We start from the raw sequence: 16772 nt of genomic DNA, 5'->3' as shown, positions 1-16772 counted from the left end.
AGGAAAGACCGTATGGCTGAACAAACCCTGAATGCCGAAGGGCTGAACTGCCCTCTGCCGATCATCAAGGCCAAGAAGATGCTGAAAGGCATGGCGGCCGGCGACATCCTGACCGTGCGGGCCACCGATCCCGGATCGGTCGCCGACTTCGCCGCCTTCTGCAAGCAGACCGGCAACGAGCTGTTGAGCTCGGGCAGCGAGGGCGACGTTTACACCTTCCAGATCAAGCGCGCCTGACACAAGCCACCGCAAACACCAGATCCGAACGATGACACCCGCCGAAGCCGGCGGGTGTCCCGCTTTCGGAGCCCTCCGGCCCGGTCAATCCCATCCGGATCGCGCCTGACCGGATTCGCTTCGCCCGGGGCGCGCAAGCGGCCCGGGCATGCGCCCGCCCGGGCGGCCGCCTACCCTCCGCCTGTACAGCGCACCAAATCCGGTCAGACGCGACACGCCCTGTTCCCGGCGCCCCGCCCCTTCAGCCGCCGGCGCCCCGGTGGCACCGCGCCACGAAATCGAGAAATCCCGGCACCCAAGGGATGTTGGCCGAGTTGCGCAGATGCACGAAACCGGCAACCGTATTGCGGATAAGGATGCCATCACGGCGCCCGTCAATGCCAGTGCCGCGCTTCATCTCGCGCACATAGACGGTATCGGCGGGCAGCCCCTCGATTGCGGCATAGTGGAACTCATGCGCCCGGATCACGCAGCCCGCCCCCTTCCACGGGCAGGCCTCGGTGCTGGTGAATTCCACATGGCCGCGCCCCTGGGGCCGCTCGTGCATGACTGCATGGGCGGGGATGAAGCCGACCATGGGCGCGCTCTCGCCATGCCAGGAAAGCGTCTTGCACAGATACATCAGCCCACCGCATTCGGCATAGCAGGGCAGCCCGCCCTCCAGTGCCGTGCGAATCGCACGGCGCAGTGAAAGATTGGCGGCCAGTTCACGCATCCGCATCTCGGGGAAGCCGCCGCCGATGAACAGCCCGTCGATGTCGGGCAATTCCCGGTCATGCAGCGCGTCGATGGGAACGAGGCGCGCGCCTTCGGCCTCCATCGCTTCAAGATCGTCGGGATAGTAGAAGCCGAAGGCCGCATCGCGCAGGATCCCGATCCTCAGCCCCGGCCAGCGCGGCGGGGCGGGCGGTGGCGGCGCGGGCAGATCAAGAGCTGGCGCCTTGCGGGCGATGTCCCGCAGGCGCTCAAGATCGACCGACTGGGCCATGACCTCGCCAAAGGCGGCAATCCGGGCCTCGACGCCGGCAGCCTCGGCCGGGGTGGTCAGGCCCAGATGGCGCTCGCCGATGTCCAGGCGCGAATTGCGCCACACGCTGCCGATCACCGGAATGTCGGAATAGGCCTCGACCGCGCGGCGCAGCTTGGCCTCGTGCCGGGCGCCGCCCACACGGTTGAGGATCAACCCGGCGATGTTCACCGATGGGTCGAAAGCCCGATAGCCCACCAGCAGCGGCGCAATCCCCCGCGTCATGCCCAGCGTGTCAATCACAAGAACCACCGGCAGGCCGAGAAGCCTGGCCAGCGCGGCATTGGAGTCGCTGCCCTCCACGCAGACACCGTCATAGAGGCCCTTGTTGGCCTCGATCAGCGACAACCCCCGCGCCCGCGAGGCAAAGAACGGTGCGATCCCTGCGCGCTCCATGGTGTTGAAATCGAGATTGTAACAGGGCCGGCCCGAGGCCAGGGACAACCACATCGGGTCGATATAGTCCGGGCCCTTCTTGAAGGTTCCGATATCGTCCCCGGCGGCGCGAAAGGCAGCCGCCAGCCCCGTGGACACAACCGTCTTGCCCGACGACTTGTGCGCCGCCGCGATCATGAACCGTGGGTGCGGTGTCATGCCGCCTGCGCGAGGAACGCCCGGTCGCGGGAAGCCCAGAGGTCGCGGGCCATGGCCTCGGCCGCCTCCACCGACCCTGCGCGCCCCATCGCCCGCAGCGTGACGGCAATGGTGCCGATGACGGCCGCTTCGGCATAGGCGTCCTCGGCCTCGCCGCGCCAGACGCGTTCGAGCCGGGTCAGATCCATCTCTTCATCGGCGGGCTGATGCGGCACATCCAGCAGCGCGGGCCAGGTTTCGACGACCGGTTCGTCGGCTCCGCGCGTCATCCAGACCTGGGTGGGCTTGTTGGGACGGCGCTCGATCTCGCCGCCTTCGCCGCGGAACACCGCCATGCGGGGCTGTTCCAGAATGCGGGCGGCACCGGAATGGATATCCATGAAGCCTCGGTGGAAGATGCCCTGCATCATCGTTTCCGCCCCGAACGGGTTGATCATGCGCGAAAAGGAATGCACGGGCGAGCGCAGGCCGAAGATCGGGCGCAGCTCGATCAGGTGGCGCAGGGTCGGGCTGAGCACCTCAAGCGGGATATAGGCGAAACGGCGCGCGCGCAGATGCGCTGCGGCCTCGTCCAGGCTGGCAGCGGCGGGAAATCCCAGCCGTTCAAGCGTGGCGCGGGTATAGACCCGGCCCGGCGTGTGCCCCTCGGTGCCGTGCATGACCACGCTGTGACCCGCGCCCACAAGTGCCAGCACCGACAGCACGAACCACGGCAGCTGCACCCGCTTGCCGGCATAGGAGGACCAGTCGATGTCGACCTTCGGCAGATCGGCCGGCAGGGTCAGGGTGTCGCGCACCGCCTGGGCGAAGCCGGCAATCTCCTCGGGCGCTTCCTCTTTCAGTCGCAGCAGCATGAGGAAGGCGCCGATCTGCTCGGGCAGGGCCTCGCCGCGCAGGATCATGCCCATGGACTCGCGCGCCTCGTCCAGCGTGAGGTGGCGCTGCTTGGTCTTGCCGCGGCCCAGGATGGCCACGAATTTCGCGAACGGGTGCGGCTGCTGCTGCATGGCTTTCCTACGATTCGGCCTTCTGCCCGATATTTGCATCGGACAGGTTGGTTGGCAAAACCCTCAGCACCTTGGCCGCCAGGCCGGTGGCCAGAAGGGCCAGTGCGACACCGCCAAGCCCCAGGAACAGCTCGGGCCAGCGCGGGGAATAGGCGGCGATCACGCCGTCGTAGAAACTGCTCTCCAGCACCTCGTAGCCAGGAAAGACCTCCATCGGGTAGGCCTGCCCCCCGACCACGATCACGTAAAGCTGCGCGAACGCGCCCAGCACCACCATGATCGAGGCCAGGACCGGCGTCGAAGGCGCATCGGCCGTGGCCGGATGCCAGATCAGCAACATCGGCAGCACCCCGCCGATCAGCACCTGCCCACCCCAGAACAGCCATGTATAGATGCCACCATCCAGCAGGATGAACCGCTCGAAACCGGTATGCTCGGCAACATAGATGTTGGTGAGGTGCTGCACGGCGGTGAAATACAGCACCACCGCGCAGAAGATGGCCAGAAGGCGCGCATATTTGCGCATCAGCTCCTGCCCCAGCGGGCGGTTGCTCAGCCGGCACAGCGCGGTCAGGACAAGGATGAACGCCGCCAGCCCGTAACTGAACGACATGGAGATGAACAGCGGCGCCATGATTGCCGCGTCATATCCCGGCCGCGCCACCAGAAAGCCGAAGATCGACCCGGTGCCGGTGGTCAGCGCCAGCCGCCACAGGAAGGCGAACATCCCCATCTGCTTGACGTAGTTGTTGGGCAGGCCACGCGCCATCTGGGTGAACAGATAGACCGCGACGATCGCCATGAATCCGGTGTAGAGATAGATGTTCCAGGCGAAGATCGACCTGAAATTGTACTTCGTCATCGCCACGATCAGCCGGTCCGGCCGCCCCAGGTCCAGCACCAGCACCGCAAGACCTCCCACCAGCAGCGAAATCGCCAGAATCCCCGACAGCCGCGCCACCGGCTTGTAATGGACCTTGCCGAAGACCGAGGCCATGGACGCCACGTTCAGCGCCCCCGAGGCGGCCACGATCAGGAAGATCGCAAAGACATGCGGCAGGCCCCAGACGATCTGGTTGTTCATGCCGGTGACGATATGGCCGTATTCCTCGACATAGACGACAGCCGCCAGCGCCGCCAGCAGGAAGGCGCCCAGCAGGAACGCCACCTGCCACAGCTGCGGCGTCATCTTGATTTCGCGATAGATTGTCCGTTCCATTCGGGGACACCTCTCACAGGTTCGAGTAGCGAACGCCCGGATTCAGTTCGAGGTCGGCGCGCAGCGCGATCGAGGAATACTCGGCCACGCGCTTCGAAATCTCGCTGTTCGGGTCTTTCAGATCACCGAAGATGATCGCGCGGTTGCCGGTGGCCTCGCAGGCTTCGACACAGGCGGGGATCCGCCCCGTATCGACCCGGTGCACGCAAAGGGTGCAGCTTTCCACCGTGCCCTTGCCGCGCGGCGCCCAGGATTTCTGGTTCACGTGGTTTTCGTGAATGAACGAACGCGCCTTGAACGGGCAGGCCATCATGCAGTAGCGGCAGCCGATGCAGATATGCTTGTCCACCAGGACGATGCCATCGACGCGCTTGAACGAAGCGCCGGTCGGGCAGACATCGACGCAGGGCGGCTTCTCGCAGTGCTGGCACATGACCGGCATCGACACCTTGCGCCCCGTATCCTTGTTCTTCAGCGTCACCTTGCGGATCCACTGGGCATCGGTTTCGGGGTTGCCCTCGTCCTTCCAGCCGTTTTCGACCTGACAGGCGGTCACGCAGGCATCGCAATCGGGGTCACAGCGGCTGACGTCGATCAGAAGCCCCCAGCGTTTGCCCGCATCAGCCCGCCCCGCCGCATCCGCCGGAGAGCCTCCGAAAGCCATCAGCGTCACCCCCGGCGCAAGCGTCAGCGTTGCCACCGCCGCGCCGCTGCGCAGAAGGTCGCGCCGGCTGAGTTCCGCTCCCCTTTCCGCCTTGTCGGACTTGCCGCAACTCATTGTCCCGCCTCCGTCCCGGTGTCCGCGCTGGCCAGGGGAACGCGCTCCAGCCTTTCGAGATATGCAATGATGCTGTCCGGACCGCGGCCTTTCGGCATTGCGGGCGGCGTGGTGAAGGCCTCAAGCGCGGATTCGTCCACCCCGTCGGGGGTCGAGCGATGGCACATGAAGCAATCCACCTTGACCGCCACGAAGTCGTGGCACACCCGGCAGAAGTTCTGTTCGTTCTCGTAGGTGGCATAGTTGCCCGCGTCGTCCTTGACCGCGTGGCACTCGAAGCACGACTTGAGGCTGGCCTGAACCTGCCGCTCGCCCTGACGCATCGTCAGATCCCGGTCATGCAGCAGCAGCTTCGGATGGTTCTTGCGCCACCATTCGTTGCCTTCCGGGTGCGGCTCGCCGGTCGCCTTGGGAATGTCGGGCCAGAGGCTGGAACCGTCCTCGCCCGCCGTGCCGGCGCCGGCCATGCCGAAGACCAGTGTCAGGATCAGAAGGATTCGCGCCATGGCTATTCTCCGAGACCCATCTTGATGTAGCCGGTCGGGCAGACATCGGCGCAGATATGGCAGCCGATGCAGCGCGTGTAATCGGTCGCCACGTAACGGCCAACGGTGCGTTCCGACTTGGGAACCCTGTAGACCGCATCCTGCGGGCAGAAGATCACGCAGTTGTCGCATTCGAAGCACATGCCGCAGGACATGCAGCGTTCGCCTTCCTTCTTCGCCTGCTCCTCGGTGAAACCGATGATCCGTTCCTCGAAGTTGCCGAGAACCTCGTCGCCCTCGATATGCACCTCCTTGCGCACCTCGCGCGGGACGAAGTTGAAATGCCCCTTGAACAGCTCGTCATGGGGGATGATCTGGGTGTCCGAGCGGTCCTCGAAATTGTGGATGGCGAATTTCGCCGACGAGGTCCCTCGGGTCTGGGTATGGTCGTAGGGCTCGGGATCCTTGCCGCGCTGGTGCAGCTCTTCAAGAAGATTGAAGTGATGCACATCCACCTTCGGGCGCTTTTCGATCGTGCCGTCATCGAGGTAATCGGTGATGGTGTCGGCGACGATGCGGCCGTGCCCGATGGCGGTGGTCAGCAGGTGCGGCTTGATGATATCGCCGCCGGCGAAGTGCTTTTCGCGCCCCTTCACCCGGTAGCTGCCCGGCTCGATATCAACGAAGCCGCGCTCGTTGCCGAGACCTTCGAGCCCCTCGAAATCCCCCATCTGGCCGATGGCAGCGATGATGATGTCGCATTCGATCTCGTATTCGGTGCCTTCGCGCGGGATCGGCTTCATGCCGTCCATGTCGCATTCGCAGACCTTCAGCGCCCGGGCGCGGCCGTTCTCGTCCTTGATGACCTCCAGAGGCATCACCCCGCCGATCAGCTGCACGCCCTCGCGCTTGGCGTCTTCGCGCTCGCGCTCGGCGGCGGTCATCTCGTTGATCGGGAACAGCGAAGTCAGGATCGCCTTCATCCCGTCGCGGCTGACCGAGGCGGCAACGTCATGCCCGGCAAAGCCCACCAGTGTGCCGTCATTGTGCTCGGGCAGGGCCGTGTGGGTGATGTGACCCAGCCGGCGCGCCACCGAGGCCACGTCGATCGAGGTATCGCCGCCGCCGACCACCACCACGCGCTGGGCCGTGCCCAGCACATAGCCCTGGTTGAAGGCGTCGAGGAACTCGATCCCGTTGATGCAGTTTTCCGTGCCCTCCCAGCCGGGAATCGGCAGATCTCGGCCCTTCTGCGCACCCATGGCCCAGAAGATCGCGTCATATTCGCCCTCGATCTCCTCCATCGAGACATCTGTGCCGACACGGGTATTGGTGCGCACCTCCACCCCCATGTCGATGATGCGCCCGATCTCCTTGTCCAGCATGTCGCGCGGGGTGCGATAGCCGGGGATGCCGTAGCGCATCATGCCGCCCAGTTGCTCGTGGGCCTCGAAGATGGTCACGTCATGGCCGTCGAGGCGCAGGAAATAGGCCGCCGACAGCCCGGCGGGGCCGCCGCCGATCACGGCGACCTTCTTGCCGGTCGAGGGGCCCGGCTCGGGCATCTTCAGGTTGTTCTCGTTGGCCCAGTCGCCCACGTACTGCTCGACCCCGTTGATGCCCACATAGTCGTCAACCTCGTTGCGGTTGCAGCCGGCCTCGCAGGGGGCGGGGCAGACCCGGCCCATGGTCGCCGGAAACGGGTTGGCCGTGGCCATGCGGCGGAAGGCGTATTCCTGCCAGGGCATGTCCTCATGCGGGGGCTTGTCCATGCCCCGGGCGATCGCCAGCCAGCCGCGGATCTCATGCCCCGACGGGCACGAACCCTGACAGGGCGGCGTCTTGTGCACATAGGTCGGGCACTTGTAGGAATGATCGGCCTGGAAGATCTTTTCCTCAAGATCCCAGTCGGCGGCAGTCTCACCTTCGTGAAAACGCCGGAAGGTGGGCTTGGCCTCGGTGCTCATGTCGTTCATTGTCTCTCTCCCCGGAATGGCGTCACGCGCCGCCGTCGTCGTCCTCGTTTCCGTCTTCGCCGGTCTCCTGACCGGTCAGGATGATCGCATTCGAAACCAGCTGGTGAACCGAGACGATTGAATCCATCTCGTAGCCGAATGCCGGCATGACCTTGGAAAACTGCGTCTTGCAGATGGCGCAGATGGCCGCCATGTGGGTCACGCCGTGTTCCTCGGTCACCTGCTGAAGCGCCGTCATGCGCGGGCTGGCGCCCTTCTTGCGCAGATCCATCAGGTCGTCGGTCAGCAGCCCGCCCCCGCCGCCGCAGCACAGCGTCGCCTCGCGGATGGTCTCGTCGGGCATGTCGTAGAAATGGTTGCATACCGCACGGATGACATTGCGCGGGATCTCGAACTGGCCGCCGGGCTCATCACCCATGCGCGAGGCACGCGCCACGTTGCAGCTGTCGTGGAAGGTCAGCCGGATGTGGTCGTTCTGCGACTTGTCGAACTTCAGCTGGCCCTTCTGGATCGCATCCCAGGTATATTCCAGAATGTGCTGCGGGATCGGATAGCGCTGATCGAGAAAATCGAACGGCCCCGCCAGCGTGTTCAGGAAGGAATAGGCCACCCGCCAGGCGTGGCCACATTCGCCGAAGATGATGCGCTTGACGCCCAGATCCTCGGCCGCCTTGCGGATACGCAGGGCGATCTCGCGCATGTTCTCGTAGGAGCCGATGAACAGCCCGAAATTGGCCGCCTCCGAAGCATATGAGCTCAGCGTCCACGAGGCGCCCGTCTCGTGGAACACCTTGGCATAGCCGATCAGCCCGTCGATATGCGGCTCGGCGAAGAAGTCGGCCGAAGGCGTGACCAGCAGGATGTCGGCACCCTTTTCATCCAGCGGCAGGCGCACCGAGATGCCGGTGTCGTCCTCGATATCCTCTTCCAGATCCTCCAGCGTGGCGCGCAGCGCCTTGGGGTTGAGGCCGAGATTGTTGCCGACCTCCTTGACCTTGCCGATGATCTCGTTCGAGTATTTCTGCCCGATCCCCACATGGTCGAGGATCTCGCGCGCGGCCATGGTGATTTCCGCGGTGTCGATCCCGTACGGGCAGAAGACCGAGCAGCGCCGGCACTCCGAGCACTGGTGGTAGTAGGAATACCACTCGTGCAGCACCTCTTCGGTCAGGTCGCGGGCGCCGACCAGCTTGGGGAAATACTTGCCCGCAAAGGTGAAATAGCGCCGATAGACCGAACGCAGCAGATCCTGCCGCGCCACCGGCATGTTCTTGGGGTCGCCCGTGCCTAGGAAATAGTGGCACTTGTCGGTGCAGGCACCGCATTTCACGCAGGTATCGAGATAGACCTGAAAGGCGCGGTTCTTCTCGGCCAACTCGGCCATCTTCTCCAGCGCCTTTTCCTTCCAGTTCGGCACCAGCTCGCCGGGAAAGCCAAGCTTGGCCTGATGCTCGGGGGCGGCGATGAAGGGCTCCAGCCCCTCCATCGCGCCCGGCCGCAGGCAGGGGATGTCGAGCGGGTGCTCCATCTTGCGCAGGTCGTCACCATCGGCCATGTCTCAGCCCTCCAGCTTGGCCGCCCAGGGGGCGAGGTGGCGCTTTTCGCGCGGGTTGTCGATCTGGTTGCGCGTCGGGCTGAAAAACACGCCCGGCGCGTGCAGCAGCTTCGAAATGGGGAACACGATCATCAGAGTGGCAACGGTGGTCAGATGCACCAGCAGGATCGGGTCGGCGGGCAGATGTTCGATGCGCAGCCGCAGCAGCCCGAGGAAGAAGGCCTTGACCGAAAGGATGTCGGGCCGGGCGACGAAGCGCATCAGCATGCCGCTGATGACGATGGTCAGCAGCAGCGCCAGCATCAGGTGATCCGAGGGGCTGGTGATGTAGCGGATGCGCTCGACCAGAAAGCGCCGCGCCCACAGCCCGATCAGGCCCAGCGCCATGCCGAAGCTGGCATAGATCCCGAAAGGCTGCATGAAGGCCAGCCAGCCGGGGATCTCGACGATGAAGTAACGGATGTGCCGGATCAGGACCAACCACATGGACATGTGGAAGACCCAGCCGAACAGCCAGATCCACTTGTTGGACTTGAACAGGCTTTCGAAGAAGACCACTTCGCGCAACATCCGCAGGACGACGCCCCACGCAGTTGTCGGCGCGGGCGTCGTCGGAATCTTCAACGGGGCCGGAGTGCGCGCATATTTTCGAATCTTCATGCCCACTCCCACGACCAGGATGGCGGTCGCGACATAGAACAGTATGGCGTAGATCACGGACAGCACGCAGACTCCTCCCCTTCACGGACAATTGTCCGTTGCAAAATCAACAGGTTACGCGATCAGGCCCGAGCCTGGATCAGACGCAGCCGGTAGGTTTCGGCAGACCGGCGATCTTGCAGGCCTGTTTCGCCGGGCCATAGGGGAACAGCTCGTACATGTACTTGTTGTTGCCCTTTTCCGGCCCCATCGACTTCTTGATGGCCTTGATCAGCACGCGCACGGCCGGCGCGATCTGGTACTCCTGATAGTAGTCGCGCAGGAAATTCACGACTTCCCAGCGCTCTTCATCCATTTCGATGTTCTCGGTCTTGGCGATCTCTTCCGCCAGTTCGGGCGACCAGTCGTCCAGATTGGTGATGTAGCCTTCCTCGTCCGCGGGAATGGTCTTGCCGTTCACTTGATATTCCATTTGGATTTTCCTCTTGGTTTGCACCCCTTGCAAGGGGCCTGTTTCATGTCGTTGTCAGGCTCAAAGCCAGGACTGGGTTCGATCGTGCTTCGTGACCAGCTCCACGAAGCCATCATATCCCACGCCGGTGATTCCATCCAAAAGCCGATCGGTCGACAGACCGCGCGCCTCCATGTCCGGCGTCAGGACATGGATCGACACGCTGCCCGCCTTCGCGGCGACGATCTCCGAGACGGCGGTGCCGGCAAGGCCGCCATAGACGCCATCCTCGATCATCAGGACCGCGTCGCCGTCCTTGCAATGGTTCAGACAGCTTTCCAGGGTCCGGTTCACGAAGGGCGATTTGTTCACGGTATGCAAGGTTGACATGTCTCTACCCTTCAGAAGCTCAGGATCACGTCCTGTTCGGCCATGATGTCGGTCATCTCGGCCCGGCTGACGATGCGGATCGCGGGCTTCTCGGCCCAATCGTCGTCCTCGTCCTCATACATGATCTCCTGCAGATCGTCGGCGGTCAGGCCGCGCTCGTCCAGCGACTCCTTCTCGACATAGAGCCGGGTCACGTCATAGTCGCCCAGCGCCCGGAAGGTCGGCGAGAAGTTCTTGACGCCGATGCCGTCCGTGTTCTGGTCCTTCGTCAGCTGGAACACCCCGTCATCAAGGAAGGCAAGGCTGACATCCTGGTCGAAGGCCGCGCCGATGAGCACCACCTCGAGGCTTTCCAGCGCGTAGATCGTGCCATAGGGGGCCTTGCGGTTGACATAGAGGAATTTCTTTACATCGGACATGGTTCCATCCCCCTCAGTCGCCGAACATGACCAGACGATCGGTCTGGATGCCCATTTCGATCAGCTGACCCAGCCCCGAGATGCGAAAGCCCTCGGCGATGTTGTCGGTGTCCTTGCCCTGCCGCTCGGCCTCGTTCCTGTCGAGGATGCCGCGCCGCTGGGCGGCGGCGATGCACACGACCAGGTCGATGCCATGCTCACGCGCCAGTTCCGTCCAGTTGTTCTGAATGTGCCGCTCGTCCTGCGGCGGCACACTCAGACGCGTCGAGACATTCACGCCGTCGTGGTAGAAGAACACGCGCGGCACCTCGTGCCCGGCAGCCAGCGCCGCCTTGACGAAGTTGTAGGCCGTATCCGCCGCCTCGTGCGTGTACGGCCCTTCGCTGATGACTACTCCGATCTTCACGATTCACCTGCCTCAGAAGCGGACATGGGCCGAGTGGTTCATGGTGTGGCGCGCACCGGTCCAGGTGTCCAGGTGGTGCTTGGTGAAGGCCAGCCCGGTCTTGTCGAAGAAGGCTGGCCAGCCGATGCGCTCGATCCATTCGCCCATGCGCTCCCAGTGCTTGGCGTCGGCCTTGTAGGCCTCGACGATGCGGCGCACCGCGTCCTTGACCTCGGGCCAGTGGGGGGCGTTGTTGGGCAGGTTGGCGACCGCCAGCTTGTGGAAGGTCGGCTTGGAGCGCGCATTGGAGTGCTTGCCGCCCACCCAGATCGCGATCTTGGTGGAATCCTCGCCATTGATCTGCATCGGCGGGCAGGGCGGGTAGCAGGCGCCGCAGCAGACGCATTTCTTTTCGTCCACTTCCAGCGACGGCTTGCCGTTGACCATGGCCGGACGGATCGCCGCCACCGGGCAACGGGCCACCACCGCAGGGCGTTCGCAGACATTGGCCACCAGATCATGGTTGATCTTCGGCGGCTTGGTGTACTGCACGTTCACCGCGATGTCGCCCTGGCCGCCGCAGTTGATCTGGCAGCACGAGGTGGTGATGCGCAGGCGGTTGGGCATCTGCTCGGTCACGAACTCCTTGTGGAGCATGTCCATCAGCCCCTTGACCACGCCCGAGGCGTCGGTGCCGGGAATGTCGCAGTGCAGCCAGCCCTGGGTGTGCGAGACCATCGAGACGGAGGCGCCGGTGCCGCCCACCGGGAAGCCCTCGGCCTCCAGCGCCTCGATCAGCGGCTGGACCTTGGCCTCGTCCGCCACCAGATATTCGATGTTCGAACGGGTGGTGAAGCGCACATAGCCGTCGGCATACTTGTCGCCGATGTCGCACAGCTTGCGGATGGTGAACACGTCCATCTGCCGCTGGGTGCCGGCGCGCACGGTATAGATCACGTCGCCCGATTTCGAGACATGGCGCAGAACGCCCGGGCGCGGCCGGTCGTGCCAGTCCCAGTTGCCGTAATTGGCCTTCATCACCGGGTGCATGTAGGGGAACGGATCCGGCACACCCACTTCGTCGGGCATGCGGGGGGTTGCGGCCTGTTCGTTCATGTTCTCTGTCCTCCTCGCCCGGACCGGAGCCGCCGCCCCGGCCGGGCCTGTCTGTTCATTGATTGCCGGTGATCACTCGGCGCTGATCTGCAGGCCCGCCTCGCGCGCCTTGCGCTCGAACCACTTCTCCGCCTCTTCATCGAAGTCGTCGGTGCGCACATAGCACGAGGTCCGCGGGTGGTTGACCATGTTCGGATCCGGGTCGATGCCCAGCGCCTCGAGGAAGGCCGGCAGGCCGATCCGGTCGATGGTTTCGCCCACGCGCTCGTGCTCCAGCGCGTTGTCGGCAAAGAACTCCACCACGTTCTCGGCGAATTCCTCCAGCTTCTCGAAGTCCTCGTCGGTCTCGAGCTTCATGAACGGGATGACCATGATGCCCATCAGATCGCCGATCTTCAGCGCCCGCTTGCCGCCGATCAGGATCGACACGCCGCGGTCGTCGCCGGGGCTGAGCGCCTTGGTCATCACGTTGATGCAGTGCATGCAGCGCACGCAGGACTTGTTGTCGATCTCCAGCGTGTCGTCGTCATGCAGCGAGATCGCCCGCGTCGGGCACATGTTCACCACCGTGTCGATGGTGTATTTGCGGCCCACCCTGGCGATGTGCTCCTTGACCTTTTCCTGGTCGATCTTGATGTCGTCCCGCCAGGTGCCGATCACCGCGAAATCGGCGCGGTGGATGGCGTTCACGCAGTCATTGGCGCAGCCCGAGAACTTGAACTTGAACTTGTAGGGCAGCGACGGGCGGTGCATCTCGTCCAGCAGCGAATTGATGATCGTCCGGTGCGCCCGCACCTCGTCATAGCAGGACTGCTCGCAGCGGGCGTGGCCGACGCAGCTCATGGCGGTGCGCAGCGCCGGGCCGGCGCCGCCGAGGTCAAAGCCCAGCTCGTTGAGCTCGTCGAAGGCCGGCTGGACCGAATCGGACGAACAGCCCTGGAACATGATGTCGCCCGACTGGCCGTGGAAGGCGATCAGCCCCGAGCCGTGGCGCTCCCAGATGTCGCACATCTTGCGCAGCACGTCGGTGGTGTAGTGATAGCCCGCCGGCGGCATCACCCGCAGGGTGTGGAATTCCTTGGATTCGGGATACTGGTCGGCCACTTCCGAAAAGCGCGGGATGATCCCGCCGCCATAGCCGAAGACCGAGATGGTGCCGCCCTTCCAGAAGCCCAGCCGCTTCTCGTAGGAATGGTTCAGCTGACCCAGGAGGTCGTTCATCATTTTCCGGTTGTTCGGCGCCCCCTCGTCGCGCAGCCGCTTGAGGCCGGTCACGAAGCTGGGCCAGGGGCCGTCCTCGAGCTGGTCCAGATGCGGGGTCGGGTGAATCCCCTCGCGGTTGACCGAATTGTCGTCCCTTGGATCGCCGTCTTTCATCGCGCGTCTCCCTAGCATGTCACGTCTCGCCGTCTCCGGCACACATTACGGCTGGAACATGCAGGCAGCCCGAGCGGCTCGGAATTTCGGGCGCCTCTTTCCCTCCTCGCCCGGAGCCAGCTCTGCCTGCGACCTCCCAATCGCTAATATCTATACATTGTAATAATCGAATGTAATAATCAACCAAAACCGACACCGGATCGGTCAAGTTGTGCAAAATTCTGCTATGGACGGAAAAGAAACGAACCCCGATGCGAGGTCACATGATGCAGGCGATGGAAGAAAAACTGAACGATTTCAAGTGGCTTGACCTCGGGAATGACGATGCCTACCGCGCCTGGCGCGATGCCAAGCTTGCGGTCTGCGAACACATGCTGGCGCTGGATCCGGTCGAGGTGCCATCGCTTGCCGAACCGTCCGAATCCGCAAGAATCGAGCTGATCCGGCGCTGCGAGGCGGTCAATTTCGCCCATTACGTCTGCCCGTCCCCGCCTGATTCCGATGCCACCGCCCCCGCCCTGCGCCGATTCGCAGACGCCTTCGGCCTGCGCATCGCCGAGGCCCACAGATCCGCCGGCGAGGAAGGCATCGTCGCGCTCCAGCCCTCGGACGAGGCCGGCAAGCGCGGCTACATCCCCTATTCGACCAGGCCGCTGAAATGGCACACGGACGGATATTACAACGCCCCCTCCGACCGGATATCGGCATTCGTGCTGCACTGCGTGCGCGCCGCCGGAAGCGGGGGCGAAAACCGCATCCTCGACCCGGAAATCCTGTATATCCGCCTGCGCGACGATCACCCGGACTACCTGCGCGCATTGCTGCACCCGCAGGCCATGACCATCCCCGAAAACCGCGAGCCGGACGGCCGTCTGCGCCCGGCCTCGGTCGGCCCGGTCTTCTACCCCGATCCGGGCACGGGGCGGCTGCAAATGCGCTATACCGCCCGCACCCGCTCCATCGAATGGCGCGACGATCCGACGACCCGCGCGGCCGAGGCCTGGCTGCGCGAATATCTCGACCGCGGCGACCCGCTGACCTGCAGGCTCCGGCTTGCCGCGGGACAGGGCATCCTGAACAACAACGTCCTGCATGACAGGACCGGATTCGACCCGGGCGAGGACGCCATGCGTTCCCGCCTGCTCTACCGGGTCCGTTTCCACAACCGCATCGGAAGGAGTTGACAATGGCGAAGCTGAGCGACCTGATCCTGTCGCACCCGGAGGTCCAGAGTTTCGAGGAACTCGAACAGCTGGTGGCGCATCTGGGTGAATCGGGGGAAATGTTCATGGAATTCGACATCAAGCCCGACTACCGCGACACCCCGCGCAAATGGGAGTGGATCCTGGAGGCGGCCTTCACGCGGGGAACCAGCTATGGCTGAGGAAACCCTGCGCGACATCGCCGAACTGGAGCTGCCCTTCCGGCGCCGCGCCCGGATCCGCGAGGTGACCTTTGACAGCGGGCTGCGGATGGTGCGGTTGATCCTGATCGAAGGCAAGCGCATTACCCAGGTGGACATGGATGCGGATTCGGCACGCCATCTGGCCGAAATCCTGACCGTCGCGGCCGATGGATCGGCCACCGATACGATGCAATAGGAAAACGGAAATGGATTACCTGCCGATCTTTCTCGATGTCCGCGGGCGCAAGGTGGTGGTGGATGGCGGCGGCACCGTCGCCGCACGCCGGGTGGAGCGCGCGCTGGACTGCGGCGCGACGGTCGAGGCCTTCGACCCCGAGCCCGAGGACGAGCTCCTGGCGCTGGAGGGACGCGAGCGGCTGGTCATCCACCGCCGCGCGCCGCGCGAAGCCGACCTGGAAGGTTGCGCCGTGGCATATGGCGCCTCCGAGGACCGCGCCCGCGACAAGCGCCTGCACGAATGGTGCCGCGCGGCGAAGATCCTGTGCAACATCGCCGACCTGCCCGAGAAATGCGATTTCATCACCCCCTCGATCGTGGACCGCTCGCCCATCGTGGTCGCCATCTCGACCGGGGGCACGGCGCCGGTCATCGCCCGCATCCTGCGCGCCCGCATCGAGGCCACCCTGCCCGCCGCCTTCGGCCGGCTGGCGGAATTTGCCAGCGGCTTCCGTTCGGTCATCGCCCGAACCATCGATTCGGGCCGCGCCCGCCGCCATTTCTGGGAGCGCATGATCGAAGGCCCGGCGGGCGACTTCTTCCTCTCGGGGGCGAAGGACCGGGCCAAGGCGCAGATCATCGACGATCTCGAGGCCGAGGCCTCGGGCCAGTCCCGCCCCGTGGGCGAGGTCTACCTCGTCGGCGCCGGGCCGGGCGATCCCGACCTGCTGACCTTCAAGGCGCTGCGGCTGATGCAGCGCGCCGACGTGGTGCTGTATGACCGGCTGGTGGGCGACGAGATCATGGCCCTGGTGCGCCGCGACGCCGAGCGCATCTATGTCGGCAAGCTGCCGAAAGAACACACCATGCAGCAGGAGGACATCTCGGCCCTGATGGTGCGCCTTGCGCGCGAGGGCAACCGGGTGCTGCGCCTGAAGGGGGGCGACCCCTACATCTTCGGCCGCGGCGGCGAGGAGATCGAGGAGCTTGCCGCCGCTGGCATCGCCTTTCAGGTGGTGCCGGGGATCACCGCCGCGTCCGGGGCGGGCACCTATGCGGGCATTCCGCTGACCCACCGCGACCACGCGCAATCATGCCTGTTCGTCACCGCCCACGGCAGGGACGGGGTGCTCGATCTCGACTGGGACGTGCTGATCCGCAAGGGCCAGACGGTGGCCGTCTACATGGGGCTGACCAACCTGCCGGCGCTGGTGGAGGGCTTCGCCAAACGCGGGGTGAACATGACCACGCCGGTGGCGGTGATCCAGAACGGCACCCGCCCCGACCAGAAGGTCGTCACCGCGCCACTGTCCGACATCGCCGCCCGAGTGGCCGAGGCCAGGCTGAAAAGCCCCTGCATGATCATCATCGGCTCGGTCGTGTCGCTGCGCGAGCGGCTGAACTGGAAACGCCTCGACCGGACATCGCACGCCATGCGCCTTGCGGCCGACACCACGCCCGACATTTCGGCGTGAGGCGCGTTGCCGCATCCGGACACATCGCAGGGCATTCGC

General features: G+C 64.6%; 19 protein-coding genes. 5 read left to right on the top strand and 14 right to left on the bottom strand.

Features of this window, described 5'->3' with window-relative positions:
* Nucleotides 1-12: 12 nt before the first annotated feature.
* Nucleotides 13-237, top strand: a complete 225-nt coding sequence (locus ACZ5CM_RS03260; RefSeq protein ID WP_464641223.1) for a sulfurtransferase TusA family protein — start codon at nucleotides 13-15, stop codon at nucleotides 235-237.
* A gap of 241 nt (nucleotides 238-478) precedes the next feature.
* Here the strand turns inward: ACZ5CM_RS03260 and ACZ5CM_RS03255 are convergent, their stop codons facing one another.
* The 14 genes from ACZ5CM_RS03255 to dsrA all read right to left on the bottom strand — a co-directional run bounded on the left by ACZ5CM_RS03255 (nucleotide 479) and on the right by dsrA (nucleotide 13676).
* The gene (locus ACZ5CM_RS03255) at nucleotides 479-1858 is read right to left on the bottom strand and encodes a cobyrinate a,c-diamide synthase (protein ID WP_464641221.1); all 1380 of its coding nucleotides are present in this window, start codon (nucleotides 1856-1858) and stop codon (nucleotides 479-481) included.
* Nucleotides 1855-2865, bottom strand: a complete 1011-nt coding sequence (locus tag ACZ5CM_RS03250; RefSeq protein ID WP_464641219.1) for a glycosyl transferase family protein — start codon at nucleotides 2863-2865, stop codon at nucleotides 1855-1857. The genes ACZ5CM_RS03255 and ACZ5CM_RS03250 overlap by 4 nt, the downstream gene beginning before the upstream one ends.
* Nucleotides 2866-2872: 7 nt before the next feature.
* Nucleotides 2873-4084, bottom strand: coding sequence for an NrfD/PsrC family molybdoenzyme membrane anchor subunit (nrfD, locus tag ACZ5CM_RS03245; protein ID WP_464641217.1), 1212 nt, complete (start codon nucleotides 4082-4084; stop codon nucleotides 2873-2875).
* A gap of 13 nt (nucleotides 4085-4097) precedes the next feature.
* A complete protein-coding gene (dsrO, locus tag ACZ5CM_RS03240) occupies nucleotides 4098-4862 on the bottom strand; it encodes a sulfate reduction electron transfer complex DsrMKJOP subunit DsrO (protein WP_464641215.1) in 765 nt (254 codons plus the stop codon).
* Nucleotides 4859-5368 carry a hypothetical protein gene (locus ACZ5CM_RS03235; protein ID WP_464641213.1) on the bottom strand — a complete coding sequence of 170 codons (510 nt, stop codon included), beginning with the start codon at nucleotides 5366-5368 and terminating at the stop codon, nucleotides 4859-4861. The genes dsrO and ACZ5CM_RS03235 overlap by 4 nt, the downstream gene beginning before the upstream one ends.
* 2 nt (nucleotides 5369-5370) lie before the next feature.
* Nucleotides 5371-7323, bottom strand: coding sequence for an NAD(P)-binding protein (locus ACZ5CM_RS03230; protein WP_464641212.1), 1953 nt, complete (start codon nucleotides 7321-7323; stop codon nucleotides 5371-5373).
* Nucleotides 7324-7345: 22 nt separating this feature from the next.
* The gene (dsrK, locus tag ACZ5CM_RS03225) at nucleotides 7346-8878 is read right to left on the bottom strand and encodes a sulfate reduction electron transfer complex DsrMKJOP subunit DsrK (protein WP_464641210.1); all 1533 of its coding nucleotides are present in this window, start codon (nucleotides 8876-8878) and stop codon (nucleotides 7346-7348) included.
* A 3-nt stretch (nucleotides 8879-8881) separates the two neighbouring features.
* Nucleotides 8882-9604 carry a respiratory nitrate reductase subunit gamma gene (locus tag ACZ5CM_RS03220; RefSeq protein ID WP_464641209.1) on the bottom strand — a complete coding sequence of 241 codons (723 nt, stop codon included), beginning with the start codon at nucleotides 9602-9604 and terminating at the stop codon, nucleotides 8882-8884.
* 73 nt (nucleotides 9605-9677) lie between these two features.
* Complete coding sequence (locus ACZ5CM_RS03215; RefSeq protein WP_464641208.1) at nucleotides 9678-10010, bottom strand: TusE/DsrC/DsvC family sulfur relay protein; 333 nt, start codon at nucleotides 10008-10010, stop codon at nucleotides 9678-9680.
* A gap of 60 nt (nucleotides 10011-10070) precedes the next feature.
* Complete coding sequence (tusB, locus tag ACZ5CM_RS03210) at nucleotides 10071-10379, bottom strand: sulfurtransferase complex subunit TusB (RefSeq protein WP_464641207.1); 309 nt, start codon at nucleotides 10377-10379, stop codon at nucleotides 10071-10073.
* An 11-nt stretch (nucleotides 10380-10390) separates the two neighbouring features.
* Complete coding sequence (tusC, locus tag ACZ5CM_RS03205; protein ID WP_464641206.1) at nucleotides 10391-10798, bottom strand: sulfurtransferase complex subunit TusC; 408 nt, start codon at nucleotides 10796-10798, stop codon at nucleotides 10391-10393.
* 13 nt (nucleotides 10799-10811) lie between these two features.
* Nucleotides 10812-11204 carry a sulfurtransferase complex subunit TusD gene (tusD, locus tag ACZ5CM_RS03200; protein ID WP_464641204.1) on the bottom strand — a complete coding sequence of 131 codons (393 nt, stop codon included), beginning with the start codon at nucleotides 11202-11204 and terminating at the stop codon, nucleotides 10812-10814.
* A 12-nt stretch (nucleotides 11205-11216) separates the two neighbouring features.
* Nucleotides 11217-12299, bottom strand: a complete 1083-nt coding sequence (gene dsrB, locus ACZ5CM_RS03195; protein ID WP_464641203.1) for a dissimilatory-type sulfite reductase subunit beta — start codon at nucleotides 12297-12299, stop codon at nucleotides 11217-11219.
* A 72-nt stretch (nucleotides 12300-12371) separates the two neighbouring features.
* On the bottom strand, nucleotides 12372-13676 hold the full coding sequence (gene dsrA / locus ACZ5CM_RS03190) for a dissimilatory-type sulfite reductase subunit alpha (protein ID WP_464641201.1): 1305 nt from the start codon (nucleotides 13674-13676) through the stop codon (nucleotides 12372-12374).
* 263 nt (nucleotides 13677-13939) lie between these two features.
* On the opposite strand from dsrA, the gene ACZ5CM_RS03185 reads away from it, so the two are divergent.
* From ACZ5CM_RS03185 to cysG, 4 genes are read left to right on the top strand one after another with little or no spacing between them, the layout of a single operon-like run.
* The gene (locus ACZ5CM_RS03185) at nucleotides 13940-14860 is read left to right on the top strand and encodes a TauD/TfdA family dioxygenase (protein ID WP_464641200.1); all 921 of its coding nucleotides are present in this window, start codon (nucleotides 13940-13942) and stop codon (nucleotides 14858-14860) included.
* 2 nt (nucleotides 14861-14862) lie between these two features.
* Nucleotides 14863-15060, top strand: a complete 198-nt coding sequence (locus tag ACZ5CM_RS03180; protein WP_464641198.1) for a hypothetical protein — start codon at nucleotides 14863-14865, stop codon at nucleotides 15058-15060.
* Complete coding sequence (locus ACZ5CM_RS03175) at nucleotides 15053-15277, top strand: DUF6967 family protein (protein ID WP_464641197.1); 225 nt, start codon at nucleotides 15053-15055, stop codon at nucleotides 15275-15277. Before ACZ5CM_RS03180 ends, ACZ5CM_RS03175 begins: the two co-directional genes overlap by 8 nt.
* Before the next feature lie 10 nt (nucleotides 15278-15287).
* Nucleotides 15288-16733 (top strand): siroheme synthase CysG, encoded by a 1446-nt coding sequence (gene cysG, locus ACZ5CM_RS03170; RefSeq protein WP_464641196.1) that lies wholly within the window; start codon nucleotides 15288-15290, stop codon nucleotides 16731-16733.
* Nucleotides 16734-16772 lie beyond the last annotated feature (39 nt).

It is taken from the genome of Piezobacter thermophilus (assembly GCF_055386745.1).
The sequence above is the reverse complement of the archived record's forward strand: the minus strand, read 5'-3'. Positions and strand labels throughout refer to the sequence as shown.

What these genes read in the sequence shown, in the direction of transcription:
- ACZ5CM_RS03175 (WP_464641197.1), top strand. Translation starts at nt 15,053, where the DNA reads ATGGCTGAGGAAACCCTGCGCGACATCGCCGAACTGGAGCTGCCCTTC.
- tusB (WP_464641207.1), bottom strand. Translation starts at nt 10,379, where the DNA reads ATGTCAACCTTGCATACCGTGAACAAATCGCCCTTCGTGAACCGGACC.
- tusC (WP_464641206.1), bottom strand. Translation starts at nt 10,798, where the DNA reads ATGTCCGATGTAAAGAAATTCCTCTATGTCAACCGCAAGGCCCCCTAT.
- ACZ5CM_RS03255 (WP_464641221.1), bottom strand. Translation starts at nt 1,858, where the DNA reads ATGACACCGCACCCACGGTTCATGATCGCGGCGGCGCACAAGTCGTCG.
- ACZ5CM_RS03250 (WP_464641219.1), bottom strand. Translation starts at nt 2,865, where the DNA reads ATGCAGCAGCAGCCGCACCCGTTCGCGAAATTCGTGGCCATCCTGGGC.
- dsrO (WP_464641215.1), bottom strand. Translation starts at nt 4,862, where the DNA reads ATGAGTTGCGGCAAGTCCGACAAGGCGGAAAGGGGAGCGGAACTCAGC.
- ACZ5CM_RS03185 (WP_464641200.1), top strand. Translation starts at nt 13,940, where the DNA reads ATGATGCAGGCGATGGAAGAAAAACTGAACGATTTCAAGTGGCTTGAC.
- nrfD (WP_464641217.1), bottom strand. Translation starts at nt 4,084, where the DNA reads ATGGAACGGACAATCTATCGCGAAATCAAGATGACGCCGCAGCTGTGG.
- ACZ5CM_RS03260 (WP_464641223.1), top strand. Translation starts at nt 13, where the DNA reads ATGGCTGAACAAACCCTGAATGCCGAAGGGCTGAACTGCCCTCTGCCG.
- ACZ5CM_RS03235 (WP_464641213.1), bottom strand. Translation starts at nt 5,368, where the DNA reads ATGGCGCGAATCCTTCTGATCCTGACACTGGTCTTCGGCATGGCCGGC.
- dsrK (WP_464641210.1), bottom strand. Translation starts at nt 8,878, where the DNA reads ATGGCCGATGGTGACGACCTGCGCAAGATGGAGCACCCGCTCGACATC.
- dsrB (WP_464641203.1), bottom strand. Translation starts at nt 12,299, where the DNA reads ATGAACGAACAGGCCGCAACCCCCCGCATGCCCGACGAAGTGGGTGTG.
- ACZ5CM_RS03180 (WP_464641198.1), top strand. Translation starts at nt 14,863, where the DNA reads ATGGCGAAGCTGAGCGACCTGATCCTGTCGCACCCGGAGGTCCAGAGT.
- ACZ5CM_RS03215 (WP_464641208.1), bottom strand. Translation starts at nt 10,010, where the DNA reads ATGGAATATCAAGTGAACGGCAAGACCATTCCCGCGGACGAGGAAGGC.
- dsrA (WP_464641201.1), bottom strand. Translation starts at nt 13,676, where the DNA reads ATGAAAGACGGCGATCCAAGGGACGACAATTCGGTCAACCGCGAGGGG.
- ACZ5CM_RS03230 (WP_464641212.1), bottom strand. Translation starts at nt 7,323, where the DNA reads ATGAACGACATGAGCACCGAGGCCAAGCCCACCTTCCGGCGTTTTCAC.
- cysG (WP_464641196.1), top strand. Translation starts at nt 15,288, where the DNA reads ATGGATTACCTGCCGATCTTTCTCGATGTCCGCGGGCGCAAGGTGGTG.